Origin of the sequence: Inmirania thermothiophila (genome assembly GCF_003751635.1) — a bacterium.
GTDB classification, from domain to species: domain Bacteria; phylum Pseudomonadota; class Gammaproteobacteria; order DSM-100275; family DSM-100275; genus Inmirania; species Inmirania thermothiophila.
This window is the reverse complement of the sequence record NZ_RJVI01000001.1, coordinates 14,377-40,320: the sequence shown is the minus strand read 5'-3', so window position 1 is coordinate 40,320 and position 25,944 is coordinate 14,377. Positions and strand designations below refer to the sequence as shown.

The 25,944-nt window shown below is 73.7% G+C and carries 24 protein-coding genes; 16 read left to right on the top strand and 8 right to left on the bottom strand.

What is annotated here, in order from left to right:
• From EDC57_RS00190 to EDC57_RS00180, 3 genes are read left to right on the top strand one after another with little or no spacing between them, the layout of a single operon-like run.
• Complete coding sequence (locus EDC57_RS00190; RefSeq protein WP_123399073.1) at positions 1-1,113, top strand: lipocalin-like domain-containing protein; 1,113 nt, start codon at positions 1-3, stop codon at positions 1,111-1,113.
• Complete coding sequence (gene pdxH, locus EDC57_RS00185; protein ID WP_123399071.1) at positions 1,110-1,700, top strand: pyridoxamine 5'-phosphate oxidase; 591 nt, start codon at positions 1,110-1,112, stop codon at positions 1,698-1,700. Before EDC57_RS00190 ends, pdxH begins: the two co-directional genes overlap by 4 nt.
• Positions 1,697-2,254, top strand: coding sequence for an endonuclease dU (locus EDC57_RS00180; protein ID WP_211331842.1), 558 nt, complete (start codon positions 1,697-1,699; stop codon positions 2,252-2,254). Before pdxH ends, EDC57_RS00180 begins: the two co-directional genes overlap by 4 nt.
• Before the next feature lie 3 nt (positions 2,255-2,257).
• Here the strand turns inward: EDC57_RS00180 and EDC57_RS00175 are convergent, their stop codons facing one another.
• From EDC57_RS00175 to EDC57_RS00155, 5 genes are all read right to left on the bottom strand, one after another.
• Positions 2,258-2,653 (bottom strand): RidA family protein, encoded by a 396-nt coding sequence (locus EDC57_RS00175; protein WP_123399069.1) that lies wholly within the window; start codon positions 2,651-2,653, stop codon positions 2,258-2,260.
• A 24-nt stretch (positions 2,654-2,677) separates the two neighbouring features.
• Positions 2,678-4,762: a bifunctional GTP diphosphokinase/guanosine-3',5'-bis pyrophosphate 3'-pyrophosphohydrolase gene (gene spoT / locus EDC57_RS00170; RefSeq protein WP_123400849.1), complete on the bottom strand. Its 2,085-nt coding sequence runs from the start codon at positions 4,760-4,762 to the stop codon at positions 2,678-2,680.
• Positions 4,763-4,899: 137 nt separating this feature from the next.
• Positions 4,900-5,163 (bottom strand): DNA-directed RNA polymerase subunit omega, encoded by a 264-nt coding sequence (gene rpoZ, locus EDC57_RS00165; protein WP_123399067.1) that lies wholly within the window; start codon positions 5,161-5,163, stop codon positions 4,900-4,902.
• 43 nt (positions 5,164-5,206) lie between these two features.
• Positions 5,207-5,842: a guanylate kinase gene (gene gmk, locus EDC57_RS00160; RefSeq protein ID WP_123399065.1), complete on the bottom strand. Its 636-nt coding sequence runs from the start codon at positions 5,840-5,842 to the stop codon at positions 5,207-5,209.
• Between the two features lie 19 nt (positions 5,843-5,861).
• The gene (locus tag EDC57_RS00155) at positions 5,862-6,728 is read right to left on the bottom strand and encodes a YicC/YloC family endoribonuclease (protein WP_123399063.1); all 867 of its coding nucleotides are present in this window, start codon (positions 6,726-6,728) and stop codon (positions 5,862-5,864) included.
• Between the two features lie 64 nt (positions 6,729-6,792).
• Here EDC57_RS00155 and rph point away from each other — a divergent pair, with 64 nt between their 5' ends.
• The 4 genes from rph to EDC57_RS00135 are packed head-to-tail and all read left to right on the top strand — an operon-like array spanning position 6,793 to position 9,494.
• Positions 6,793-7,518, top strand: a complete 726-nt coding sequence (gene rph / locus EDC57_RS00150) for a ribonuclease PH (RefSeq protein ID WP_123399061.1) — start codon at positions 6,793-6,795, stop codon at positions 7,516-7,518.
• 56 nt (positions 7,519-7,574) lie between these two features.
• Complete coding sequence (gene rdgB / locus EDC57_RS00145) at positions 7,575-8,111, top strand: RdgB/HAM1 family non-canonical purine NTP pyrophosphatase (protein ID WP_425454787.1); 537 nt, start codon at positions 7,575-7,577, stop codon at positions 8,109-8,111.
• Entirely contained in the window at positions 8,108-9,286 is a 1,179-nt protein-coding gene (gene hemW, locus EDC57_RS00140; RefSeq protein WP_123400848.1) for a radical SAM family heme chaperone HemW, read from the top strand. Before rdgB ends, hemW begins: the two co-directional genes overlap by 4 nt.
• The gene (locus EDC57_RS00135; RefSeq protein ID WP_123399057.1) at positions 9,258-9,494 is read left to right on the top strand and encodes a transcriptional antiterminator, Rof; all 237 of its coding nucleotides are present in this window, start codon (positions 9,258-9,260) and stop codon (positions 9,492-9,494) included. The genes hemW and EDC57_RS00135 overlap by 29 nt, the downstream gene beginning before the upstream one ends.
• Positions 9,495-9,501: 7 nt before the next feature.
• Here EDC57_RS00135 and rimO read toward each other — a convergent pair whose 3' ends face one another.
• Positions 9,502-10,797: a 30S ribosomal protein S12 methylthiotransferase RimO gene (gene rimO / locus EDC57_RS00130; RefSeq protein WP_123399055.1), complete on the bottom strand. Its 1,296-nt coding sequence runs from the start codon at positions 10,795-10,797 to the stop codon at positions 9,502-9,504.
• A 461-nt stretch (positions 10,798-11,258) separates the two neighbouring features.
• Between rimO and rpmE the strand changes: the two genes are divergently transcribed.
• The 3 genes from rpmE (at position 11,259) to EDC57_RS00115 (ending at position 13,740) form a co-directional block, all read left to right on the top strand.
• Entirely contained in the window at positions 11,259-11,462 is a 204-nt protein-coding gene (gene rpmE / locus EDC57_RS00125; RefSeq protein WP_123399053.1) for a 50S ribosomal protein L31, read from the top strand.
• A gap of 9 nt (positions 11,463-11,471) precedes the next feature.
• Complete coding sequence (locus EDC57_RS00120) at positions 11,472-12,278, top strand: thermonuclease family protein (RefSeq protein WP_123399051.1); 807 nt, start codon at positions 11,472-11,474, stop codon at positions 12,276-12,278.
• A gap of 163 nt (positions 12,279-12,441) precedes the next feature.
• The gene (locus EDC57_RS00115; protein WP_123399049.1) at positions 12,442-13,740 is read left to right on the top strand and encodes a citrate synthase; all 1,299 of its coding nucleotides are present in this window, start codon (positions 12,442-12,444) and stop codon (positions 13,738-13,740) included.
• Here EDC57_RS00115 and EDC57_RS00110 read toward each other — a convergent pair.
• Together EDC57_RS00110 and EDC57_RS00105 are read right to left on the bottom strand one after the other, a co-directional pair.
• Positions 13,728-14,324, bottom strand: a complete 597-nt coding sequence (locus tag EDC57_RS00110; RefSeq protein WP_245995082.1) for a hypothetical protein — start codon at positions 14,322-14,324, stop codon at positions 13,728-13,730. The two genes, EDC57_RS00115 and EDC57_RS00110, sit on opposite strands and share 13 nt — an antisense overlap.
• A 22-nt stretch (positions 14,325-14,346) precedes the next feature.
• Positions 14,347-16,743: a penicillin-binding protein 1A gene (locus EDC57_RS00105; protein WP_123399044.1), complete on the bottom strand. Its 2,397-nt coding sequence runs from the start codon at positions 16,741-16,743 to the stop codon at positions 14,347-14,349.
• 185 nt (positions 16,744-16,928) lie between these two features.
• On the opposite strand from EDC57_RS00105, the gene EDC57_RS00100 reads away from it, so the two are divergent.
• The 6 genes from EDC57_RS00100 to EDC57_RS00075 all read left to right on the top strand — a co-directional run bounded on the left by EDC57_RS00100 (position 16,929) and on the right by EDC57_RS00075 (position 25,908).
• Entirely contained in the window at positions 16,929-17,993 is a 1,065-nt protein-coding gene (locus tag EDC57_RS00100) for a pilus assembly protein PilM (protein ID WP_123399042.1), read from the top strand.
• Positions 17,993-18,568, top strand: coding sequence for a PilN domain-containing protein (locus EDC57_RS00095; RefSeq protein WP_123399040.1), 576 nt, complete (start codon positions 17,993-17,995; stop codon positions 18,566-18,568). The genes EDC57_RS00100 and EDC57_RS00095 overlap by 1 nt, the downstream gene beginning before the upstream one ends.
• Positions 18,565-19,167 (top strand): type IV pilus inner membrane component PilO, encoded by a 603-nt coding sequence (locus EDC57_RS00090; protein WP_123399037.1) that lies wholly within the window; start codon positions 18,565-18,567, stop codon positions 19,165-19,167. Before EDC57_RS00095 ends, EDC57_RS00090 begins: the two co-directional genes overlap by 4 nt.
• Positions 19,164-19,700: a pilus assembly protein PilP gene (locus EDC57_RS00085; protein ID WP_123399036.1), complete on the top strand. Its 537-nt coding sequence runs from the start codon at positions 19,164-19,166 to the stop codon at positions 19,698-19,700. The genes EDC57_RS00090 and EDC57_RS00085 overlap by 4 nt, the downstream gene beginning before the upstream one ends.
• A 29-nt stretch (positions 19,701-19,729) precedes the next feature.
• Positions 19,730-21,835 (top strand): type IV pilus secretin PilQ, encoded by a 2,106-nt coding sequence (locus EDC57_RS00080; protein ID WP_123399033.1) that lies wholly within the window; start codon positions 19,730-19,732, stop codon positions 21,833-21,835.
• A gap of 77 nt (positions 21,836-21,912) precedes the next feature.
• Positions 21,913-25,908, top strand: a complete 3,996-nt coding sequence (locus EDC57_RS00075; protein WP_123399031.1) for an invasin domain 3-containing protein — start codon at positions 21,913-21,915, stop codon at positions 25,906-25,908.
• The last annotated feature ends 36 nt before the right edge of the window (positions 25,909-25,944 follow it).

The following is a 25,944-nucleotide window of genomic DNA, read 5'->3' as shown; positions in this document are numbered from 1 at the left end:
ATGCGGGCGGCGGCGGCGGCGATGCTCCTGCTCCTTGCCGGCTGCGGGGCGGGCCCTGCGCCGCCGGGGCCGCCGCTGCGGCTGGACCGGCTCCTCGCCGCGCCGGATGCGCCGGGCTGGGCCCAGGTCACGGGGCCGGTGGCGCTGGCCTTCCCCCGCGACCACGGCCCCCACCCCGCCTATCGCCACGAATGGTGGTACCTCACCGGCCACCTCGCCGACGACGCCGGCGGCCGCTACGGCTTCCAGCTCACCTTCTTCCGCTTCGGCCTGCGGCCGGACGGGGCGGCGGCGGGATGGCGCGCGGCCCAGGCCTACATGGCGCACTTCGCGCTCACGGACGCCGGCGGCGGGCGCTTCCACGCCGCCGAGCGGCTCGCGCGCCCGGCGGCCGGGCTGGCCGGGGCGAGCCCGCGCCGGGTCTGGGTCGGGCCGTGGTGGATGGAGGGCGACCCCGACCGGGTGCTGCGCATCGGCGCCGCCGACGGCCCGTGGGGGCTCGCCCTGGCGCTGCGGCCGCTGCGGCCGCGGGTGCTCCACGGCCGGGCGGGCTACAGCCGCAAGGGGCCGGGGGCCGGGCAGGCGAGCATCTACTACGGCTACACGCGGCTCGCCGCCGAGGGGCGCGTGCGCACCCCGGCGGGGGCGCGGACGGTGCGCGGCACGGCGTGGATGGACCGGGAGTGGGGCTCCGGTGCCCTCGGCCCCGGGCAGGCCGGCTGGGACTGGTTCGCGCTCCAGCTCGAGGGCGAGGGGGAGCTCATGTACTACCGGCTGCGCCGGCGCGACGGGGGCACGGACCCGGCGAGCGCCGGGACCCGCGTCGGGCCCGATGGGCGGGTGCGGCCCCTCGCGGCGCAGGACGTGCGGCTGCGCGTCCGCGGCACCTGGCGCAGCCCCCGCACGGGGGTGCGCTACCCTTCGGGATGGACGCTGGCCCTGCCCGCGGAGGGGCTGGAGCTCGTGCTCGAGCCGCTCCTCGCCGATCAGGAGCTGGATCTCTCGGTGCGCTACTGGGAGGGGGCGGTGACGGTGACGGGGCGGCGGGGGGGGCGGCCGCTGCGGGGTCGCGGCTACGTGGAGCTCGTGGGCTACGGCGAGGAGGGGGGATGAGCGCGGATCTGCTGGACGAGGCCCTGGCGCGGCTTGCGGCGGCCATCGAGCGCGCGCGGGCGGCCGGGATGGTGCAGCCGGAGGCGATGGCGCTGGCGACCGCCGACGCCGAGGGCCGGCCCTCGGTGCGGGTGGTGCTGGCCAAGGGCGTGGGGCGCGACGGGATCCGCTTCTTCACCAACCTCGGCAGCCCCAAGGCGCGTCACCTCGCGGCGCGCCCGTGGGCGGAGGCCTGTTTCTACTGGGATCCGCTATGGGAGCAGGCGCGCGTGGCCGGGCGCGTGGAGCGGGTGTCCGAGGCCGAGGCGGATGCCTACTGGGCGAGCCGCCCGCGGGCGCGGCAGCTCGGCGCCTGGGCCTCGCGCCAGTCCGAGCCGCTGCCGGACCGCGCCACGCTGGAGGCGCGCCTGGAGGCGATGGCGGCGCGCTTCGGCGAGGGGCCGGTGCCGCGGCCGCCCTTCTGGTCGGGCCTGCGCATCGTGCCCGAGCGGATCGAGTTCTGGCGCGGCGACCCGGCCCGGCTCAACGAGCGCGAGTGCTATCGCCTCGAGGGCGGAGGCTGGCGGCGGCTGCTCCTCTACCCGTGAAGGTGCCGAGCCACGTCGTCGGCTTCGACGACGCCCCCTTCCCGCGCCGGGGCGCCGCGGCGGTGCCGGTGGTGGGCGTGCTCTACAGCGGCCGCCGCCTGGTGGGCGTGGTGCGCGGCGACGTCGCGCGCGACGGCGACGATGCCACCGAGGTCCTGGCGCGCCTCGTGGGCGGGCGCTTCCGCGGCCACCTGCAGGCGGTGCTGCTGCAGGGGATCGCCTTCGCCGGCTTCAACGTGGTGGACCTCCCGGAGCTGGCCCGGGCGACGGGCCTGGCGGTGCTGGCGGTGGCGCGGCGGGCGCCGGATCTGGGCCGCATCCGGGCCGCGCTGGCGGCGGTCCCGGGGGGCGAGGACAAGTGGGCGCGGATCGTGCGCGCCGGGCCCATGGAGCCCCTCGCCGGGGTCCACGTCCAGCGCGCGGGGATCGGCCGCCACGAGGCTGAGGCGCTGGTGCGCGCTCTGCAGCTCGAGGGGCGCGTGCCCGAGCCGCTGCGGGTGGCGCACCTCGTCGCCGGCGGCGTCTTCCGCGGCGCGAGCCGCGGCCGCGCCTGAGCCTCAGCCGGGCGCCTCGGGCAGGACCAGGATCGCGTCCATCTCCACCGCCGCCCCCATGGGCAGCGCGGCCACCCCCACCGCGGCGCGCGCGGGGTAGGGGGGTTCGAAGTACTGGGCCATGATCTCGTTGACCACCGGGAAGTGGCCGAGGTCGGGCAGGTAGACCGTGAGCTTGACGATGTCGGCGAGGTCGCCGCCGGCGGCGCGGGCGACCGCGCGCAGGTTCTCGAAGACGCGGCGCACCTGGGCCTCGATGCCGTCGTCGACGAGCTGCATGGTGGCCGGGTCCAGCGGGATCTGCCCCGACAGATAGACGGTGGCGCCGGCGCGCACCGCCTGCGAGTAGGTCCCGATGGCCTTCGGCGCGTGCTCGGTGTGGATGGCCTCTCGCTTCACGGGCTGCTCCTCCCTCGGGGTGCCTCAGCCGCGGCGCAGCCGCGCAAGGCGCAGCACCTGGCGGATGCGGCGCAGGCGGCGCATCACCGCCGCCACGTGGACGCGGTCGCGCACGGCGATGGTCAGGTCGATGGCGCTGTGGCGGCCGTCGCGCTCGTGCACGGCGGCGTCCTCGATGTTGCAGCCGCACTCGGCGATGGCGGCGGCGATGGTGGCGAGCACGCCGCGCTGGTTGACGGCGTCGATGCGGATCGCCACCGGGAACTCCCCCTCCACCCGCTCGGCCCAGTCCACCTCCAGCCACTCGCCGACGCGCCCGCTCCGCAGGTTGCGACAGGACTGGGCGTGGATCACGAGGCCGCGGCCGGCGCTGAGGAAGCCGACGATGGGGTCGCCCGGGATGGGGTGGCAGCAGCGGGCGTAGGTGACCACCATGCCCTCGGCGCCGGTGATGGCAAGGGGGCCGGTGCGGCCCGCCGCCCGCTCGCCCTCCTCGCCGCCGGCGGCGAGACGCCGCGCCACCAGCTCGGGGCTGCGCCGTCCGAGGCCGATCTCGGCCAGGAGGTCGTCCATGGCGGCGAGCCCGTACTCGGCCAGGACCTCGTCCCGGCGCCGCGGCGGCACGTCCTCGACGTCGCCCGCGCCCTGCCCGGCCAGGGCCTGGTCGAGGAGCTGGCGGCCGAGGCGGATGGCGTCGTCGCGCTCGAGCCGCTTGAGGTAGTTGCGGATGTTGGCGCGCGCCTTGCCGGTGGCGACGAAGGACAGCCAGGCCGGGTTGGGCCGGGCCGTGGGGGCGGTGAGGATCTCCACCGTCTGCCCCGTCTGCAGCGGCGTGCGCAGCGGCACCAGACGCCGGTCCACCTTGGCCGCCACGCAGTGGTTGCCGACGTCGGTGTGCACCGCGTAGGCGAAGTCCACCGGGGTCGCGCCGCGGGGCAGGCGCTTGATCTCGCCGTTGGGGGTGAAGACGTAGATCTCGTCCGGGAAGAGGTCGATCTTGACGTGCTCGAGGAACTCCACCGAGTTGCCGGCGCTCTTCTGCATCTCCAGCAGGTTGCGCAGCCACTCGGCGGCGCGGGCCTGGGGGCCGGGGGCGCCGCTCTCGCCGCTCTTGTAGAGCCAGTGGGCGGCGATGCCGGACTCGGCCACGCGGTCCATCTCCCAGGTGCGGATCTGCACCTCGATGGGCACGCCCCAGGGGCCGAACAGGGTCGTGTGCAGGGACTGGTAGCCGTTGGCCTTGGGGATCGCGATGTAGTCCTTGAAGCGGCCGGGGACGGGCTTGTAGAGGTTGTGCACCGCACCGAGGACGCGGTAGCAGGTGTCGACGCTGTCGACGATGATGCGCACCGCGTAGACGTCCATCACCTCGCCGAGGGAGACCCCCTTGCGGCGCATCTTGAGGTAGATCCCGTAGAGGTGCTTCTCGCGCCCGATGACGCGTCCGCCCAGACCCTCGTCGGCGAGCCGCCGCCGGATCGCCTCGGTGATCTTGCCCATGATCTCCTTGCGGTTGCCGCGCGCCCGCACCACCGCCTCGCGCAGGACGCGATGGCGCATGGGGTAGAGGGCGGCGAAGCCGAGGTCCTCCAGCTCGAGGCGCAGCGAGTTCATCCCCAGGCGGTTGGCGATGGGGGCGTAGATCTCGAGGGTCTCGCGGGCGATGCGCCGCCGCTTCTCCGGCGGCAGCGGGGCGAGGGTGCGCATGTTGTGGAGGCGGTCGGCGAGCTTGATGAGGATCACGCGGATGTCGCGCCCCATGGCCAGGATCATCTTGCGGAAGCTCTCCGCCTGGGCCTCGGCCTGGGTGCCCACCTTGAGCTGGGTGAGCTTGGTGACCCCGTCGACGAGCTCGGCCACCTCCTCGGAGAACTCCTGTGCCAGCGTCTCCTTGCTGACCGCGGTGTCCTCGAGGACGTCGTGGAGCAGCGCCGCCATGATGCTCTCGGCGTCCATGCGCATCTCGGCGACGATGCGGGCGACCTCGAGGGGGTGCAGGATGTAGGGCTCGCCGCTCATGCGGCGCTGGCCCGCGTGGGCGCGGCTTGCGAACTCGTAGGCGCGGTAGACGGCGGCGACCTGCTCCGGCTCGAGGTAGGCCTCGAGCATGGCGCCGAGGTCGCCGATGCGGAAGACCGCCCAGCTGGATTCGGAGACGTTCAAGGGGCGCGGGACCGGTGGCGCATACCGCACCGATCATACACCCCGGCCGCCGCGGCGGTCACCGGCGCCGCGGCGGCCCGCGTTCAGGAGAGCTCCTGGCGGGCCTCCTCGTCGGAGAGGATGGACTCCTGGGCGTGCTCGCGGGCGTCCACCTCGTCGAGGATGGAGCGATCGACGAGGCCGGCGGCGATCTCGCGCAGGGCCACCACCGTGGGCTTGTCGTTGTCCCACGGCACCCGCGGCTCCTCGCCCATGGCGAGCTGGCGCGCCCGCTTGGCCGCCATCAGCACGAGCTCGAAGCGGTTGTCGATTCTCTCGAGGCAGTCCTCGACGGTGATGCGCGCCATGACGGGTTCCTGCCCTCAGCTATCCCGTGGAAGGGCGGCGATTCTAGCACGCGGAGGCACCGCCGGTCACGAGACCGGCGAGCAGGCCCGCGAGGGCGCGGCGCTGGCGCGCCGTGCGCAGGCGGTGGCAGCGCACGATCGCGGAGAGGTCGTCGAGGGCCTGCGCGAAGGCGTCGTTGACCACCAGATAGTCGTACTCGGCGTAGTGGGAGAGCTCGGCCTCGGCCGCCGCCATGCGCCGCGCGATGACCTCCTCGCTGTCCTGGCCGCGCCCGCGCAGGCGCCGCTCCAGCTCCTCGCGGCTCGGCGGCAGGATGAACACGCCCACCGCCGCGGGCATCGCCGCGCGCACCTGCCGCGCCCCCTGCCAGTCGATCTCCAGGAGCACGTCCCGCCCCGCGCGCAGTTCCCGCTCCACGGTCTCGCGCGCGGTGCCGTAGCGGTTGCCGAAGACCTCGGCGTGCTCGAGGAAGGCGCCCGCCTCCACCATGCGCAGGAAGGCGGCCTCGTCCACGAAGTGGTAGTGCACCCCGTCGACCTCGCCCGGCCGCGGCGGGCGGGTGGTGTGGGAGACGGAGAGGACCAGCCCCTCGGTGCGCTCCACCAGCGCACGCACGAGGCTGGTCTTGCCCGCGCCCGAGGGGGCGCTGACCACGAAGAGGGTGCCGGCGGCGCTCATTCGGGCTCCTTCGCTGCGGCTACTCGATGTTCTGGATCTGCTCGCGCACCTGCTCGATGAGTACCTTGAGCTCGACGGCGATGCGCGTCACCTCGGTGTCGGCGGACTTGGCGGCCAGGGTGTTGGCCTCGCGGTTGAGCTCCTGGGCGAGGAAGTCGAGGCGCCGTCCCGCCGGCGAGCCCTCGGCGAGGACCCGCTCCACCTCGGCCACGTGGGCGGCGAGGCGGTCGAGCTCCTCGCTCACGTCCATCTTCTGGGCCAGCATCACCAGCTCCTGCTCGAGCCGCTGCGGATCGAGCTCCACCGCGAGCTCGGCCGCGCGCCGCCGGAGCCGCTCGCGCTGGGCCTCGAGCGCCCTGGGCTGCAGCTCGGCGGCCTCGTGCGCAAGCTCCGCCATCCGGCGGCAGCGCTCGCGCACCAGCTCGGCGAGCCGCGCCCCCTCGCGCTCGCGCGTGGCCACGAGGTCGGCGAGCGCCTCGTCGAGCAGCTTCAGGGCCGCCTCCTGCACCGGGCCGAGGTCCGGGCAGCCGGCCTCGAGGACGCCGGGCCAGCGCAGCAGTTCCAGCGGCGAGACCGGAGCGGGCTCGTCGAGCAGCGCCGCGGCGGCGCGCAGCTCCCGCACGAGCGCCTCGGCCAGGGGGCGGTTGAGGGCCAGGGTGGGGGCGGTGGCGCACTCCGGCTGGTAGCGCAGGGAGACCTCCACCTTGCCGCGCCGCAGCTCGCGCTCCACCGCCCGGCGCACCCGCGGCTCCAGGCCGCGGAAGTCCTCGGGCAGGCGCAGCGCGATGTCCAGGAAGCGGTGGTTGACGGTGCGCAGCTCCCAGCAGAGGCTGCCCCATGAGGCCTGGTGGGCGCGGCGGGCGAAGGCGGTCATGCTGCGGATCATGGGTCCGCTCCCCGGGGTGGATATAATCGCGCCATTCTAACGGAGCGACGCGGAGGAGCGAGCCATGCGACCCAGCGGCAGGGCCGCCGACGAGCTGCGCCCGGTGCGGATCACGCGCGGCTACACCAAGCACGCCGAGGGCTCGGTGCTGATCGAGTTCGGCGACACGCGCGTGCTGTGCACGGCGAGCGTCGAGGATCGGGTGCCGGGGTTCCTGCGCGGCACCGGCTCGGGCTGGGTCACCGCCGAGTACGGGATGCTGCCGCGGGCGACGGGCGAGCGCACCGCCCGCGAGGCCGCACGCGGCCGCCAGGGGGGGCGGACCCTGGAGATCCAGCGCCTGATCGGGCGCTCGCTGCGGGCGGTGGTGGACCTCGACGCCCTCGGCGAGCGCACCATCACCCTCGACTGCGATGTCCTCCAGGCCGACGGAGGCACCCGCACCGCCTCCATCACCGGCGCCTACGTGGCCCTCGCCGACGCCGTCGCGCGGCTGCTCGAGACGGGCCAGCTCGAGGCCTCGCCGCTGCGCGGCCAGGTGGCCTCGGTCTCGGTGGGCATCGTCGGCGGCGCGCCGGTGCTGGACCTCGACTACGCCGAGGACTCGGCGGCGGAGACCGACATGAACGTGGTCATGGACGAGCAGGGCCGCTTCGTGGAGGTCCAGGGCACCGCCGAGGGCCACCCCTTCAGCCGCGCCGAGCTGGACGCCATGCTCGATCTCGCCGCGCGCGGCATCGACCGGCTCCTGGCCCTGCAGCGGGAGGCGCTGGCGGGGCCGCGCCCGTGACCCGCGTCGTCCTCGCCACCGGCAACCGCGGCAAGGTGCGCGAGCTGGCCCCGGCGCTGGCCGAGCTCGGCATCGAGCTCGTGGGCCAGGGCGAGCTCGGCATCGGGGCCGCCGCGGAGACGGCGCCGACCTTCGTCGAGAACGCCCTCCTCAAGGCGCGGCACGCGGCGCAGGCGGCGGGGCTGCCCGCCCTCGCCGACGACTCCGGCCTCCTCGTGGACGCCCTCGGGGGCGCCCCCGGGATCCACTCGGCGCGCTACGCCGGCCCCGACGCCGACGACGAGGCCAACAACCGCCGCCTGCTGGAGGCCCTGGCGGGGGTGCCGTGGGCGCGGCGCACGGCGCGCTTCCACTGCGTGCTGGTGTACCTGCGCCATGCGGCCGATCCCACCCCCGTCATCGCCGAGGGCTCCTGGGCGGGCCGCATCGCCGAGGCCCCGCGGGGGGCGAACGGCTTCGGCTACGATCCGCTGTTCTGGCTCGACGAGCGCGGCTGCACCTCGGCCGAGCTCGCGCCCGAGGAGAAGGACCGCGTCAGCCACCGGGGCCAGGCCCTGGCGCGGCTGGTGGAGCGGCTCCGCGCCCTCGCCTGAACGGGGTGGACGTCCCGCTCACCCTCTACGTCCACCTGCCGTGGTGCGAGCGCAAGTGCCCGTACTGCGACTTCAACTCCCATCCCGCGCCGGGGCCCCTGCCCGAGCGCGAGCTGCTCGCGGCGCTGCGGCGGGACCTCGCCGAGGAGGCGGCGCGCGGCCCGTGCCGCCCCGTGCACGCGGTCTATTTCGGCGGCGGCACCCCGAGCCTGCTCTCGCCGGCGTTCTACCGCGGGCTGCTGGAGGCCGTGCGGGGGCGGCTGCGGCTCGCCCCTGGGGTCGAGATCACCATCGAGGCCAACCCGGGCACGGTGGACCGCGGCTGGCTGCGGGCGATGCGCCGGCTCGGCGTGAACCGCCTCTCGCTGGGGGTGCAGAGCCTGGACGATGCGATGCTGCGGGCGCTCGGACGCATCCACGACGCCGCCGCGGCGCGGGCGGCGGTGCGCGAGGCCCGCGCCGCAGGCTTCGACAACCTCAACATCGATCTCATGTACGGGCTTCCGGGCCAGGACCGGGAGGCGGCGGAGGCCGACCTCGAGGCGGCGCTCGCCCTCGCCCCCGACCACGTCTCCTACTACCAGCTCACCCTCGAGCCCGGCACCGCCTTCCACCGCCGGCCGCCGCCGCTGCCCGGCGACGACGCGCTCTGGGCCATGCAGCTCGCCGGCGAGCGGCGGCTGCGGCGGGCGGGGCTGGTGCGCTACGAGGTCTCGGCCTACGCCCGCCCCGGCCGGCGCTGCCGCCACAATCTCAACTACTGGCGCTTCGGCGACTATCTGGGGGTGGGTCCGGGGGCCCACGGCAAGCGCACGGCGGCGGACGGGACCGTGCTGCGGCGGGCCAAGCCCCGCGCCCCGGCGGCCTATCTCGCCGGCGCGCCGGTGCGGGAGGAGGCGGTGGCGGGGCCGATGCTGGCGCTGGAGTTCGCCCTGAACGCCCTGCGCCTGCCCGGCGGCTTCGAGCGCGACCTGTGGCGGCGGCGCACGGGACGACCCTGGGCGGAGCTCGGGCGGCGGCTGGCCCGCCCCGCGGCGCTGGGGCTGGTGCGCCTCGGCCCCCGGGTGCGGCCGACCCGCCGGGGCCTTCGGCACCTCGACGGTCTGCTAGCCTTGATGGTGGAGACGGTCCCCGGGGAGGCGCGCGATGCGGCCCTATCGGCCGATCCCCTGTGAGGTCTACGGCAGGCTCGAGCTCGCGATCATGCACGGCGAGCGGCTGCGCCTCGTGTGGTGCGGGCGCGGCGGGGGGCTGCGGGTGGAGCGGTGGCGGCCGCTGGACCTGCGCACCCGCGCCCACGCCGAGTACCTGATCGGGGTCGGTCCCGGCGGCGTGCGCCGGGTGCTGCGCCTCGACCGCCTGCGCGCCTTCCGCACCGCCTGAGGGCGGCTCAGGGGCCGAGCGGCCGGCCCCAGAGGTCGTGGTCGCCGCTGCGCTCCACCTCCACCTCCACCAGGTCCCCCGGCCGCAGGCCGGCGGCGTCGCGCACGTGCACGCAGCCGTCCACCTCGGGGGCGTCGGCCGGGCCGCGGCCGAGGGCGACGTCGCCCTCCACGGCGTCGACGAGGACCGGGATGCGGCGCCCCACCCAGCGGCGCAGCCGCCGCCGGCTGATCGCCTGCTGCAGGGTCATGAGGCGGGCGAGCCGCTCCTGCTTGACCTCCTCGGGGACCGCCCCCGGGAGCGCATTGGCGGCGGCGCCGGCCACGGCCGAGTAGGTGAAGCAGCCGACACGGTCCAGCTCGGCGGCCTCGAGGAAGTCCAGCAGCCGGCGGAAGTCGTCCTCGGTCTCGCCCGGGAAGCCGACGATGAAGGTGCTGCGCACGGTGAGGTCCGGGCACAGGGCGCGCCAGCGGGCGAGGCGGGCGAGCACGTCGGCGCTGCGTGCAGGCCGCCGCATGCGCCGCAGCACCGCGGGGCTTGCGTGCTGCAGCGGCATGTCGAGGTAGGGGAGGATGCGGCCCTCCGCCATGAGCGGCACCAGCCGCTCCAGGGCGCGGTAGGGATAGAGGTAGTGCAGGCGCACCCACACGCCGAGCTCGCCCAGCGCGGCGGCGAGAGCGGCGATGCCGGGCCATGCCCGCCCCCGCGGCGGCAGGTCGCGCCCGTAGGCGGCGGTGTCCTGGGCGATGACCACCAGCTCGCGGGCGCCGGCGGCGACGCGGGCCTCGGCCTCGGCGAGGACGTCCTCGGGCGGGCGGCTCGCGAGCGGGCCGCGAAGCTGCGGGATGATGCAGAAGGTGCAGCGGTGGTCGCAGCCCTCCGCGATCTTGAGGTAGGCGTAGTGGGGCGGGGTCAGGCGCACGATGGGGGTCGCCGCGCCGGGGCGGGGGCCGGGGGCGGGCAGCACCCGCGTCACCGCCGAGACCACCTCGTCGAAGGCCGCGGGACCGGTGACGGCGACGAGGCCGGGGAAGCGCTCGCGCAGGCGCTCGGCGCGCCCGCCGAGGCAGCCCGTCACCACCACCCGGCCGTTCTCGCGCATGGCCTCGGCGATCGCGTCCAGCGACTCGGCCTCGGCGGCCTCGATGAAGCCGCAGGTGTTGACGACCACGAGGTCGGCCGAGGCGTAGTCTGGCGCCGTGTCGTAGCCGGCGGCGCGGAGGCGGCCGAGGAGCCGCTCCGAGTCCACCAGCGCCTTGGCGCAGCCGAGGCTGACGAGGCCGATGCGGGGCCTGCGCTGCATGGGATCCGCCCTCCGGGGTGGGTGCGCCCCAGTACCACAGACGGGCGCCGACGGCAAGGGTTTTCTGCGGTTATGCACAGGGCGGCGGTGGGCCTGCCCGCGCCTCCAGGGGACGGGCCCGCTCCCGGGTCGCGCCCGACCTCAATCCGTAACGGCTTGATTGTTCAAGCGTTCCTGCGCAGGTCAAAAATTGACCGGCGCGTTCGCGGCGGCGCCGGGACGCCGCTTGCAACCGTTGTCTCGATCGACATCCACAGAGTTTTCCACAGGCTCTGTGGAAAAGGGACAAATCCCGCGGCTCTGCGTGGGATTGGCGGCCGCTCCTGAGGCGCGGTCTCGTGAAGGCGCGCCAAGTCCCCGGGGCGCCGTGCGCTCCGCCGATCGTCTTGCCAACCCGGCGGAACGCGCGTACCATCTCGCGCCTTTCCCCCGCCTGCCGGAAGGGACGAGGACTGAAGGCCATGAAACCGGACATCCACCCGCGCTACGAAGAGATCACGGTCACCTGCAGCTGCGGCAACAGCTTCAAGACCCGCTCCACCGCGGGCCGCGACCTCCACGTCGAGGTCTGCTCGCAGTGCCATCCCTTCTTCACGGGCCAGCAGAAGATCGTCGACACCGCGGGCCGGGTCGAGAAGTTCCGCCGCAAGTACGGCCTCGACTAGCCTGCCGCCGTGGCGTGGCCGGCCCGGATCGAGACGAGGGCGCCCCGCTGGGGCGCCCTCGTCCTTTTGGGCCTGGCCCTCGCGCTCGCCGGGCCCGCGCGCGCCGGCTGCCTCGCCGGGGCCGCCGACGAGGTGGTGCGGGTGCGCCACGTCATCGACGGCGACACGCTGGTGCTGGCGGGCGGCCGCCACCTGCGCCTGATCGGCATCGACACCCCGGAGCTCGGCCGCGACGGCCGTCCGGACGAGCCCCTGGCGCGCGAGGCGAGAGGCCGCCTCGAGGCCCTCGTGGCCGGGGCGCAGGGGCGGCTGCGCCTGCGCTACGACGCCGAGCGCGCGGACGGCTACGGGCGGCTGCTCGCCCATGCCCTGCTCCCGGACGGGCGCACGGTGGAGGAGGTGCTGCTGCGGGAGGGGCTCGCCGTCTCGCTGGTGGTGCCCCCCAACGTCGCCGGGCTGGCCTGCTACCGCCGTGCCGAGGCCGAGGCGCGCAGCGCCCGGCGCGGACTGTGGGCGCTAGCGCGCTACCAGCGGCAGGATGCGGCGCGGGCCCGCCTTGAGGAGGCCGGGCGCTTCGTCTGGCTGGAGGGCGAGGTGGCGGCGGTGCGGCGGACGCGGCGCTCGGTCTGGCTCGAGCTTCGCGGCGGTGTCGCCGTGCGCGTCGCGCGCGAGGACTGGGCCTGGTTCGAGGGCATCGACTGGCAGCGGCTTCGGGGGCGGCGCGTCGGCGTGCGCGGCATCCCCTACCGCGGCGGCGGGGCGTGGCGCATCCGTCTGCGCCACCCCGTGGACCTCGAGATCGGCGGGGGTTCATAGCGAAACATAATCGCCGCATACGGAAGAATTATCTGTATAATGCCGCCGTTTTCCGGCCGGCGCCCCCCGCCGCGGGCGGCCGCCGGCCCCCGATCGACGCCGCGGCGGGGTGCGGCCGCCCGTCGCCGGGCCATGGCGCGGAACCAGCGAGGAGGACCGAGGCATGTCCAACGACACCGTGACCCTCATCGACAACCGCACCGGCAAGCGGGCGGACCTGCCGATCCTCGACCCGACCCTGGGGCCCTCGACGGTGGCCATCGGCGGACTCCCCAAGGCGCTCGGCTACTTCACCTTCGACCCCGGGTTCGTGGCGACGGCGAGCTGCCGCAGCGCCATCACCTACATCGACGGCGAGGAGGGCGTGCTCCTCTACCGCGGCTATCCCATCGAGCAGCTCGCCGAGCAGAGCACCTTCCTGGAGGTGGCCTACCTGCTCCTCTACGGCGAGCTGCCCACGGCCGAGGAGCTGGCCGCCTTCGAGCGCTCCATCACCAACCACACCATGATCAACGAGTCGTTGAAGAGCTTCTTCAACGGCTTCCACTACGACGCCCATCCGATGGCGATGATGTGCGGCGTCGTGGGCTCGCTCTCGGCCTTCTACTACAACCACACCGACATCAACGACCCGGCCGACCGTGACCTCGCCGCCCACCGCCTCATCGCCAAGATGCCCACCATCGCCGCGGCCTGCTACAAGCACGGCAAGGGCGAGCCCTTCGTCTACCCCGACAACCGCCTGAGCTACACGGGCAACTTCCTCAGGATGATGTTCGCCATCCCCTCGGAGCCCTACGAGGTGGATCCCGTCGCCGAGCGGGCGCTCGACGTCCTCTTCATCCTCCACGCCGACCACGAGCAGAACGCCTCCACCTCCACCGTGCGCCTGGCTGGCAGCACCGGGGCGCATCCCTACGCCAGCGTCGCCGCCGGCATCGCCGCGCTGTGGGGGCCGGCCCACGGCGGCGCCAACGAGGCGGTGCTGCGCATGCTCGAGGAGATCGGCCATCCGGACAACATCCCGAAGTACATCGCCAAGGCCAAGGACAAGGACGATCCCTTCCGCCTCATGGGGTTCGGCCACCGCGTCTACAAGAACTACGACCCCCGCGCCAAGATCATCCGCCGCCACTGCTACGAGGTGCTCGAGAAGCTGGGCAAGCGCAACGAGGCGCTGCTCGACCTCGCCATGCGCCTCGAGGAGGTGGCCCTCAGCGACGAGTACTTCATCGAGCGCAAGCTCTATCCCAACGTCGACTTCTACACCGGGATCATCTACAAGGCGCTCGGCATCCCCACCAACATGTTCACGGTCATGTTCGCCATCGCCCGCACCGTCGGCTGGGTCGCCCACTGGCTGGAGATGGTGTCGGATCCGGAGCTGCGCATCGGCCGTCCGCGCCAGCTCTACACGGGGCCGGCGCGGCGCGACTACGTGGCGCTGGATCAGCGGGGCTGATCGGCGGCCGCCGCCGCCAGCAGGTCCAGCACCGCGCGCAGGGAGGCGCGCGCCATGGGCCGTCCGTCGACGGGGCTGACCGGCGCCTGGCGCAGGGCCCGCAGGGGCAGCACCACGAGCTCCACGGGCGCCGCCTCACGGTGGATGCGGAACAGCGGATAGGGCTCGGGCGCGGCGCCGGCGCGCGGGCGCAGGCGTCGCTCGTCCTCCTCGTAGCGGATGCCGCGGTCCAGGAGGAAGAAGGCCACCTCCTCGGGCGGCTCGCTGAAGAGGTGCAGCTCCACCACCGCGTGGGCGCCGGTCGCCCCGGCGAGCACCGGCCCCACCAGGCGCGGCTCGAACGGCGCGAGCAGGCGCATGGTGTCGGCCGCGAGCGCCAGCAGCGCCTGCCGCTCGGCCGCCGCCTCGACGGCGAAGAGCCGCTGGTAGGCGAGCAACGCCTCGGCCACCTCCTGGTTGGTGGGCAGGTGGCGCGGGCGGCTCGCGCCGAGCCGCGCCGCGGCCTTGCGCTTGGCCGCCCCGTAGTCGCGCACGCCCTCCTCGGCCATGATCCGGGCCGCGGCCTCGGCGATGCGAAGGCGCATGCGTTCCTCGCCCGCCATGGTCTCAGAAGAGCTGCTCCGGCGGCGGGGGCGGCGCCGGCGCGGCGCCCCCGCCGCCCGCGGCCGCCGGGGCCGCCGTCTCCGCCGGCGGCGGTACGTGGCCGGGTCGGAAGACCTCGAAGACGGCGTCCGGGTCGCCGGCACGCGCGAGCCGCCCCGTGCGGCGGTCGATGCGCGCCATGACCAGCCCCGCCGGCGGCGCCGGCACGGTCTCGGGGACGCCCCGCAGCGCCTCGCGCATGAAGGCGATCCACATCGGCAGCGCCGCCCGCGCGCCGGTCTCGCCCTCGCCGAGCGGACGCATGTCGTCGTAGCCCACCCACGCCACCGCCACCAGGGCGGGGCTGAAGCCCGCGAACCAGGCGTCACGCTGGTCGTTGGTGGTGCCGGTCTTGCCCGCGAGGTCGGTGCGGCCGAGGACGCGGGCCGCGCGGCCCGTGCCGCGGCGGACGACGTCGCGCAGCATGCTGGTGATGATGTAGGCGTTGTCCTCCGGGAGGACCCGCGGCGCGACCTCGTCCCCGCCGGGGTCCGATGTCCCCTCGGCGGGGGGCGGGCAGGCGGCGCAGACCCGTCGCGGGCGGGTCTCGAACAGGACCTCGCCCTCCGGGCCCTCGATGCGCTCGATCCAGTAGGGCTCGACGCGGAAGCCGCCGTTGGCGAAGACGGCGTAGGCGCGGGCGAGCTCCAGGGGGCTCACCGCCCCGCTGCCGAGGGCCAGGGAGAGGTTCCTCGGCAGCTGCTCGGGGTCGAACCCGAAGCGGGCGGCGTGGCGGATCGCGGCGTCGATCCCCACCGCCTGCAGGACGCGGATCGAGACCAGGTTGCGCGAGTGCACGAGGGCCTCGCGCAGGCGGGTCGGGCCGAAGATGCGCCCGCTATAGTTCTCCGGGCGCCAGGCGGCGCCGAGGGCGGGATCCTCCACCACCACGGGGGCGTCGTTGAAGATGCTGGCCGCGGTGTAGCCCGCCGCCAGCGCCGCGGAGTAGATGAAGGGCTTGAAGCTGGAGCCGGGCTGGCGCCGGGCCTGGAGGGCGCGGTTGAACTTGCTGCGGGCGAAGTCGAAGCCGCCGACGAGGGCGCGCACGGCGCCGTCGGCGGGATCGAGGGCGACGAGCGCCCCCTCCACCTCCGGGACCTGGGCGAGCTCCAGGCCGCCGTCGGCGCGCTCGCGCACCCGCACCAGGTCGCCCGGGGCGAGGACGTCGGCGGCGCTGCGGGGTGCGGGCCCGAGGCCGCCGTCGGCGGTGCGGGGACGGGCCCAGGCCAGGGCGTCCCAGTCGAGGGCGGCCTCGACGCCGTCGCCGAGGTAGACCGTGGCCCCGCGCTCGGCCACCGCGGTCACCACCGCAGGGTGCAGGTCGCCGATGCGGCCGGCCTCGCGCAGCCGGGCATCGAGGGCCTCGCGCCCGGGGGGCGGCGACCAGGGGATGCGCGCCTCCGGACCGCGGTAGCCGTGGCGGCGCTCGAAGGCCGCGAGGGCCTCGCGCAGGGCGGCCACGGCGGCGCGCTGCCGCGCCGCCTCCAGGGTGGTGTAGACGCGCAGGCCCGCGGTGTAGGCGGTCTCCTCGCCGTAGCGGGCGACCACCTCCTCGCGCACCGCCTCGGCGAGATGGATCGCCTCCACCTCGGGCTGCACGCCGTGCAGGCGCGCGTGCACGGGGGCGTCGAGGGCCCGCCGGTAGGCGGCCTCGCCGATGAAGCCGAGCTCGCGCATGCGGCCGAGGACGTAGTTGCGGCGCACGCGCGCCCGCTCGGGGGCGGCCACGGGGTTGTCCCGCGAGGGCGCCTTGGGCAGCCCCGCGATCATCGCCACCTCGTCGAGCGTGAGCTCGTCCACCCGCTTGCCGTAGTAGATCTGGGCCGCGGCGGCGACGCCGTAGGCGCGGTTGCCGAGGTAGATCTTGTTGAGATAGAGCTCGAGGATCTGCTCCTTGGTGAGCTCGCGCTCGATCTTGAGGGCGAGCAGGATCTCGTTGAGCTTGCGCAGGAAGGTCTTCTCGCTGCTGAGGAAGAAGTTGCGCGCCACCTGCATGGTGATGGTGCTGCCGCCCTGGCGCTTCTCGCCCGTGCGCAGGAGCGCCCAGGCCGCGCGCAGCAGCCCTTGGTAGTCGACGCCGGGGTGCTCGAAGAAGCGGTCGTCCTCGGCGGCGATGAAGGCCTGCACCACCACCTCGGGGATGTCGGCATAGCGCAGGGGCGTGCGCCGCTTCTCGCCGTACTCGGCGACGAGGGCCCCGTCGCGGGTATAGATCCGCAGCGGCACCTGCAGGCGGACGTCGCGAAGCTGCTCCACCGCGGGCAGCCGCGGCGCCAGGTAGAGGTAGAGGCCCGCGGCGGCGAGGACGCCCGTGAGCAGCGTCGCGGCCGCCAGGGCCAGAAGGCGGGCGAGGATGCGCATGAATGGGGTTGTCGTCTAGACTGCCGGAGGGCCGTGGAACCGGCGCGCAGTATACCCGGATTCTCGAAGGCGGTCGCAGTTCCGGTTCCGCGCTTGTGCTTTCCTGCTATATAGTTGGCTTCAAGGATTAAAGTAACAACACAGGTGGTCGACTGAGACCACCGGGGGCACGAAAAGGGGGATCCGTGCTCGGGCTCTTCCGCAGAGAGGCGCCGGCCCTGGTGGGGCTGGACATCAGCTCCACGGCGGTGAAGCTCCTCGAGCTGGGCCGAAGCGGCAGCCGCTACCGGGTCGAGGCCTATGCGGTGGAGCCGCTGCCGCCCAACTCGGTGGTGGAGAAGGCGATCGCCGACATCGAGGCGGTGGGGACGGCGATCCGCAGGGCCGTGCAGCGCTCGGGGACGCGGGCACGCCATGCCGCGGTCGCGGTCGCGGGATCGGCCGTCATCACCAAGGTCATCACCATGCCGGCCTCGCTCAGCGAGAGCGAGCTCGAGACCCAGATCCAGCTCGAGGCCGACCAGTACATCCCCTATCCGCTCGAGGAGGTGAACCTCGACTTCGAGGTGCTCGGCCCGTCCGAGAAGTCGCCGGACCAGGTGGACGTGCTGCTGGCGGCCTCGCGGCGCGAGAACGTCGAGAGCCGGGTGGCGGCGGTGGAGCACGGGGGGCTGACCGCCAAGATCGTCGATGTCGAGGCCTTCGCCATCGAGAACGCCTTCCCGCTGGTGGCCGGGCAGGTGCCGGACTACGACGAGGAGCTGGCGGTGGCGGTGGTGGACATCGGCGCCACCATGACCACCCTCAACGTCATCCACCGCGGCAAGAGCATCTACACCCGCGAGCAGGTCTTCGGCGGCAAGCAGCTGACCGAGGAGATCATGCGCCGCTACGGGCTGAGCTACGAGGAGGCGGGGCTGGCCAAGAAGCAGGGCGGCCTGCCCGACAGCTACGTGCCGGAGGTCCTCGACCCCTTCCGCGAGTCCATGGCGCAGCAGGTCAGCCGCTCCCTCCAGTTCTTCTTCTCCTCGACCCAGTTCAACAGCGTCGCCCACATCATCCTCGCCGGCGGCAGCGCCGCGATCCCAGAGGTGGACGAGATCATCGAGGAGAAGACCGGGGTCCCCACCTCCATCGCCAACCCCTTCGCCGACATGGCGCTCGCGCCCCGGGTCAAGCCGCAGGCGCTGAGCAACGACGCCCCGGCGATGATGATCGCCTGCGGGCTGGCGCTGCGGAGATTCGACTGATGGCGCGGATCAACCTGCTGCCCTGGCGCGAGGAGCTGCGGCGCGAGCGGCAGCGGCGCTTCTACGTCACCCTGGGCGGCGCCACGGTGGCGGCGGCCCTCGCCGTGGTCTGGGTCCACCTCTACATCAACGGGCTCATCGAGGCGCAGCGCACCCGCAACCGCTTCCTCGAGCAGGAGATCGCGCGCGTCGACCGCCAGATCAAGGAGATCCGGGAGCTCGAGAAGACGCGCAAGCAGCTCCTCGCGCGCATGCGCATCATCCAGGAGCTGCAGCAGAGCCGGCCGCTGGCGGTGCGCCTCTTCGACGAGATCGCGCGCGCGGTGCCGGAGGGGGTGCAGCTCCTGCGCCTCGCCCAGCAGGGCGACACCCTCACCATCGAGGGGCTGGCCGAGTCCAACGCCCGCGTCTCCGCCCTGATGCGCAACCTCGAGGCCTCGCCGATCCTCGCCGACCCGCGCCTCGAGGTGATCCAGGCCACGCGCGGCGAGGAGAGCCGCGTGCGCCGCTTCACCCTGCGCGTGACGCAGGTGGGCGCGAAGGGCGCCGCCGCAGAGGAGGAGCAGGCTGGATGAGGATGGCGGATCTTTCCCAGCTGCGGAACCTCGACCTGCGCGACGTGGGCTCCTGGCCCGCCGCGGCGCGGGCGGTGGTGCTGCTGGCGTGGGTGGCGGCGGTGCTCTTCCTCGGCTACTGGTTCGATCACCGGAACCAGCTCGAGGGGCTGGCGCGGGAGCGGGCGCGCGAGGCCGAGCTCAAGCAGACCTTCGAGGCCAAGCAGCACAAGGCCGCCAACCTCGATCGCTACAAGGAGCAGCTCGCCCTCATGCGCCGCTCCTTCGGCGCCATGCTGCGCCAGCTTCCCGACCGCACCGAGGTGGCGGACCTGCTCGTCGACGTCACCCAGACCGGGATCAGCAGCGGCCTCGAGTTCGAGCTCTTCCGCCCGGAGCAGGAGCAGCCGAAGGAGTTCTATGCTGAGCTGCCCATCCGGTTGCGGGTGGTGGGCCGCTATCATGAGCTGGGCCGCTTCGTCAGCGGCCTTGCGGCGCTGCCCCGCATCGTCACCATCCACGAGATCCGCATCGCGCCGGTCAGCGCCAACAGCGAGGAGCTGGTGATGGAGGCCACCGCCAAGACCTACCGCTACCTCGAAGAGGGGGAGCAGCGGTGAGCCGGCGGGTGGCGGGCGTGCTGGCGGCGGCCGCGGTGCTGGCGGCGGGCTGCGCGCCGCGCGCCGACGTGGCCGACCTCGAGCGCTACGTGGCCGAGGTCCGGGCGCGCCCGGGCGGGCGTATCGAGCCGCTGCCCGAGGTCCGGCCCTACGAGACCTTCGCCTATCGCCCGGAGGGCCTGCGCGATCCCTTCGAGCCCACGGTCTCGCGGCGCGAGCCGCCGGCGCAGGTCCAGGCCTCGGCGGGCGGCGGCCTGCAGCCGGACTTCAACCGGCCGCGGGAGCTGCTGGAGCAGTACCCGCTGGATGCCCTGCGCATGGTGGGGACGCTGGAGCAGGGCGGGCGCACCTGGGCCCTGGTGCGCGCCCCCGACGGCACCCTGCACCGGGTCACGGTGGGCAACCACCTGGGCCAGAACTTCGGCGAGATCGTCGAGGTGAGCGAGGAGCGGGTGCAGGTGCGGGAGATCGTGCCCGACGGGCTGGGCGGTTGGCAGGAGCGGATGGCCGCGCTGTCGTTGCTGACGGAGTGAGCGAGATGCCGATGGTTGCGAGTCGTGGCATGCGCGGATGGGGGTCGGGGCTGGCGGCGGCGCTACTGCTGCTGGGCGTCCTGACCGGGGTGCGGGCGGCGGCCGCGGCGGAGGCGGTCCTGGAGGACGTGCGCTTCGCGGCCCTGCCGGGCGATCGCGTCCAGCTCGCCCTGCAGTTCCGGGGCGAGGCGCCGGAGCCGGTGAGCTTCACCACGGAGAACCCCGCCCGCATCGTGCTGGACTTCCCGGACACGCGGCTCGGCATGGAGCGGCGCAGCCTGCCCGTGGGGGTGGGCCTGGTGCAGGCGGTGCACGCGGTGGAGGCGATGGGGCGGACGCGCGTGGTGGTCGACCTCGCCGCCATGGTGCCCTACGAGACCCGCCGCGAGGCGGACGGCCTGCGACTGCTGCTGCAGGGGCGGCCGGGGCCGGCGGTGGCGGCGGCCGCGCCGGCGCCCGAGGGCGCCGGCGGGGAGCCCCCGCGGCGCATCGAGGACATCGACTTCCGCCGCGGCGAGGAGGGCGAGGGCCGGGTGCTGGTGCGGCTATCGGATCCTGCCACCGTGGTCGACATGCGCACCGAGGGCGGGCAGGTGGTGTTGGAGTTCCCGGACACCGGCCTGCCGGAGGCCCTCGAGCGCCGCCTCGACGTGGTGGACTTCGCCACCCCGGTGCGCACCATCGACACCTTCCGCCGCGACGGCCGCGTGGTCATGGTGATCACGCCCATGGCCGAGTTCGAGCACTTCGCCTACCAGACCGACGACCTCCTCACCATCGAGTTCAAGCCGCTCACCCGGGCCGAGGTGGAGGCGCGTAAGCAGGAAAAGTTCGGCTATACCGGCGAGCGGCTCTCGCTCAACTTCCAGGACATCGAGGCGCGGGCGGCGCTGCAGATCATCGCCGACTTCACCGGCCTGAACCTGGTGGCGAGCGACTCCGTGCAGGGCAGCCTTACCCTGCGGCTCAAGAACGTGCCCTGGGACCAGGCCCTGGACATCATCCTCAAGACCAAGGGCCTCGCCATGCGCAAGGCGGGCAACGTCATCCTGGTCGCCCCCGCGGAGGAGCTCGCGGAGCAGGAGCGCAAGCAGCTCGAGGCGAGGAAGCAGATCGCGGAGCTCGAGCCCCTGCGCTCGGAGTTCATCCAGATCAACTACGCCAAGGCGGCGGAGATCGCCGCGCTCCTCAAGAGCGAGGGCAACTCGCTGCTGTCCGAGCGCGGCAGCGTCACCGTGGACGAGCGCACCAACACCCTGCTGGTGCAGGACACGGCCACCAAGCTCGCCGAGATCCGCCGCGTCGTCGCCCAGCTCGACATCCCGGTGCGGCAGGTCCTGATCGAGTCGCGGGTGGTGATCGCCAACAACGACTTCGCCCGCGACCTGGGGGTGCGCTTCGGGGTCACGGCCTCGGACGACCGCGGCGGCGGCGACATCGCCGTGCTGAGCGGCTCCAGCAACGCCACCGACACCGTGATCCAGAGCGGTGTGAGCAACTTCAACACCACGGGCAGCGCGACTCCGTTCGACGTCCCGTCCCTCAGTGACCGCTTCCTGGTGAGCCTGCCCGCCGTCAACCCCGCGGGCCGGCTCGCGCTCGCCATCCTCGGCTCCGACGTCCTCCTCGACCTGGAGCTTTCGGCGCTGCAGGCCGAGGGCCGGGGCGAGGTCATCTCGAGCCCGCGGGTCATCACCTCCGACCAGCACGAGGCGCTCATCGAGCAGGGCGTGGAGATCCCCTTCCAGGAGGCGACCTCGAGCGGCGCCACCGCGGTCTCGTTCAAGAAGGCGGTCCTGAGCCTCAAGGTGACGCCCCACATCACCCCGGACAAGCGCATCCTCATGGACCTGACCGTGAACAAGGACAGCCCCGACTTCTCGCGCAGCGTCCTGGGGGTGCCGCCGGTGGACACGCGGGAGATCTCCACCCGCGTCCTCGTGGACAACGGCGACACCGTGGTCCTCGGCGGCGTCTACGAGCAGACCCGGACCCACAACACGCGCAAGGTGCCGCTGCTCGGGGACATGCCGGTGCTGGGCTGGCTGTTCCGCCAGAAGTCGCTGCAGGACAACAAGAACGAGCTTCTGATCTTCGTCACCCCGAAGGTGCTGCGGGAGCAGGCGGTGCGGTGAGGCGCGGGCCTTCGGGGGGTTGGGGCTGCGTGGAGGCGCCTCGTCGGGGGCGCGAGGACCGAGCAGGAGAGAGCAGGATGATGGAAGGGATCCGCCGCTGGGGAAGGCTCCTGGGTGTCGGCATCTTCGTCCTGGCGCTGGCCGCGTGCGGGGGGGACTCCGGTTTCACCGCAGCGCCCGGCACCACCGGTAGCGGAACGGATACCGGCGGCAGCGGCGGGACCTCGGGCGGCACCGGGAGCAGCTCCGTTGGCACCGGGCAGGTGGCGTCGGTCACGGTGGCCGCGGGTGCCTCCTCGCTTACCGCGGACGGGGCGGACAGCGCGACGATCCGGGCCACGGTCCTGGACACGGCGGGGCAGCCCGTGGCGGGGGAGACCGTGACGTTCGCCACCGACGTCGGGACCCTGTCGGCCACGAGTGCGACCACGAATGCCTCGGGCATCGCCGAGGTGACCCTGTCCGGGACCCGCCTCGGGACGGCCACCGTCACCGCCACCGCCGGCGGCTTTCGCGGCGAGGTCCAGGTCACCTTCGTACCGGGCCCGGCCGATGCGACCAAGTCCGTCCTGACCATCTCGCCGGCGAGCGTCTCCGCCGACGGCAGCGCGCAATACACGGTGAAGGCGTTGCTGTTCGACAGCGCCGGGCATCCCGTGGCCGATGGGACCGCGGTGACCCTGCGGGTGGAGGACACGGGCGGGACCCCGGTGGGTGCCGTGCTCAGCACGAACCCCGCGCAGACCGCCGGGGGCGCTGCGAGCTTCACGGTGCAGGCGCCGGCGCCGAGTGCGGTGCCGTCGGGTGGTACGGCCACGGTCACGGCGGAGGTGGCGACCGGGCTGAGTCTCACGGGGACGGTGACCTTTGCCAGTGTGTCGGTGTCGCCGGCGGATGTGGGGTCGCTGGTGCTGGATGCTGCGACGGCGCAGGTGGTGGCGGACGGCGCGACGCGGGTGCAGATTCGGGCGACGCTGACGGATGTGGACGGTGAGCCCATCGCCAACGAGGCGGTGAGCATGAGCACCAATCTGGGGAGTCTGCAGACGCAGGCGGGTGCTGCGGCCTCGAGCGCGACCACGAACGCCGACGGTGTGGCGGTGCTGTTTCTGGAGGCGCCGACGACGGCGGGCAAGGCGACGGTGCGGGCGGAGTTTCTGGGGTATGTGGCGACGACGCAGGTGGAGTTCCTGCCTGGGGATCCTGATGCGGGGCGGTCGTCGATCACGGCGAGCCCGGCGAGTCTGCCTGCGGACGGAAGCAGCACGACCACGGTGACGGTGACGCTTGCGGACGCCAACGGCAACCCGGTGGCGGACGGGACGGAGGTGACGCTGGTGGCCAATGCGGGCACGGTGACGAGCGCCAACCCGACGACGACCACCAACGGGCGGGCCACCTTCACGGTGCAGGCGCCGAGTGCGGTGCCGTCGGGTGGTACGGCCACGGTCACGGCGGAGGTGGCCGCCGGGCCCACGGGGCTGAGTCTCACGGGGACGGTGACCTTCACCAGTGCGTCGGTGTCGCCGGCGGATGTGGGGTCGCTGGTGCTGGATGCTGCGACGGCGCAGGTGGTGGCGGACGGCGCGACGCGGGTGCAGATTCGGGCGACGCTGACGGATGTGGACGGTGAGCCCATCGCCAACGAGGCGGTGAGCATGAGCACCAATCTGGGGAGTCTGCAGACGCAGGCGGGTGCTGCGGCCTCGAGCGCGACCACGAACGCCGACGGTGTGGCGGTGCTGTTTCTGGAGGCGCCGACGACGGCGGGCAAGGCGACGGTGCGGGCGGAGTTTCTGGGGTATGTGGCGACGACGCAGGTGGAGTTCCTGCCTGGGGATCCTGATGCGGGGCGGTCGTCGATCACGGCGAGCCCGGCGAGTCTGCCTGCGGACGGAAGCAGCACGACCACGGTGACGGTGACGCTTGCGGACGCCAACGGCAACCCGGTGGCGGACGGGACGGAGGTGACGCTGGTGGCCAATGCGGGCACGGTGACGAGCGCCAACCCGACGACGACCACCAACGGGCGGGCCACCTTCACCCTGCAGGCGCCGTCGGCCGCCGGCACGGCCACCCTCAGCGTGCTGGAGGTGAGCGGGCTGACGGGCAGCGTCACCTTCGGCGGCGCCGCTACGGGCGACCCGGCCTCGGTGCAGCTCCAGGTCGATCAGCAGAACATCTTCGTCCAGGGGGTCGGCAAGCAGGAGATCGCCACCATCACCGTCACGGTGCTGGACGGCTCGGGCAACCCCATCGACGAGAGCAGCTACGGGGATCCCAGCCTGAACAACCTCCGGGTCACGGTCCTCGCCCAGCCCCACGGCGGCGAATACGTCACCGGGCGCAACGCGGCCGGGACCGTGGTAGACACCCGCTCCGGACCCATCGAGGTGCGCACCAGTGGCGGATCCATCAACCTCAACCTGATCGCCGGCACCCGGCCCGGCGTGGTGGAGGTGAAGGTGGAGGCGCTCCTGGACGAGAGCGGTGCGGCGCTGGCGGCGCCGGTGACGGCGGTGGCCCCCCAGGTGGTGATCGCCAGCGGCCCGCCGCACACCATCGTCTTCTCCTCGCCGCTGCAGGAGAGCATCGAGAACCTCGGCAATGGCAACTACCGCCGCGTGGGCAAGGTGGACGTCACCGACCGGTGGGGCAACGCCGTGCCGGACGGCACCGTGGTCCAGCTCCAGCTCATCGACTCGGTGATCGCCCACGGCGCCGCGGGGCAGGTCACCGCCGGCGACACCACGCTCACCGGCGGCGGCTCGCTGCTGACCCTTACCTGCACCAGCTCCACGAGCTGCACCAGCGCCAGCCTCGACTTCCTCGACACCATCGAGCGCAACGACGTGCCGCGGGGGATCGAGCCGGACGACGTGGTCCTGGTGCGCAACGCGCCGGCCGGCGACAAGGGCCGCTTCGTGGCCGCCAGCCCGACGCTGGGGACGGAGCTGGAGGTCCAGAACGCCTACGGCAACGACGGCACCGGCCTGGAGTACGTGGTGGGCGCGGCCGCGCTGGGGGCGACCATCGCCGGCCTCGATCCCGGCTCCGGCGCGCTGCTGCCGGGCTTCACCCTCACCCGGGACGGCATCGGCGAGTTCCGCGTCACCTACCCAGCCCACAACGACAACAGCGGCAACGCGCGGGGCACGATCCGCGTGGGCTGCTACGGCTATGCGGGCTCCGGGGCCTACTCCACCGACGACAAGCGCTACACGGTGCCGCAGTCGGCGCAGGTCTGGATCTGGGCCAAGGCCAGCGACACCGACGCCGAGGCGGTGAGCAAGGGGCGCTTCTGCTTCGCCTCCATCGCGCCGTGGACGGTGACCGCCCTCCCGGCCGCGCTGAGCAGCGGCGGGACGGTGAGCGTGGACGTGCGCGACGGCGGCGACGGCATCCTGCTCCCCTTCGTCGGGGTGTGGGTCTCCTCCGTGGTGACCTCCCGCGACACCGACAAGGGCAGCGACTTCGACGTCCACGCGGGCACGCCGCTCGGCTACGACGTCGACGGCGACGGCCGCATCGACGGCAACGAGGACCTCGACGGCGACGGCAACCTTGATGTGAACGAGGACGCCAACAGCAACGGCACGTTGGATCCCGGCGAGGACCTGGACGGCGACGGCCGTCTCGACACGACCGACGAGGACGTGGACGGCGACGGCCGTCTCGACACCGGCGAGGATCTGAACCACAACGGCGTGCTGGATCCCGGCGAGGATCTCGACGGCGACGGGGTCCTGGACCGCAGCGAGGGCGCCATCTACGGCACCGCGGACGCCGACGGCGACGGCCTGCGCCTCGTGGACACGGACGGCGACGGCGCGGCCGACGTGGACGACGACTTCGTCCTCGGCTGCGCCCTGGCGCAGAGCGCGCCGGAGAACGTGACGTGGCGGCCGTGGGTCTACCCCAACGCCGAGAACGGCAAGCCCCAGACCAACATCGGGGGCGCGGCCTCGGCCTGCGTCGCGGTGGAGGGGAGCAACGTGCAGTCCGGCGACAGCGCCACCATCACGTTCTTCACCGCCGAGGGCGCGGCCGAGGTGGAGCTGACCATCCCCTAGGGTCCCGGCGGGCTTGATCCGCGCCGCGGGGGCCGC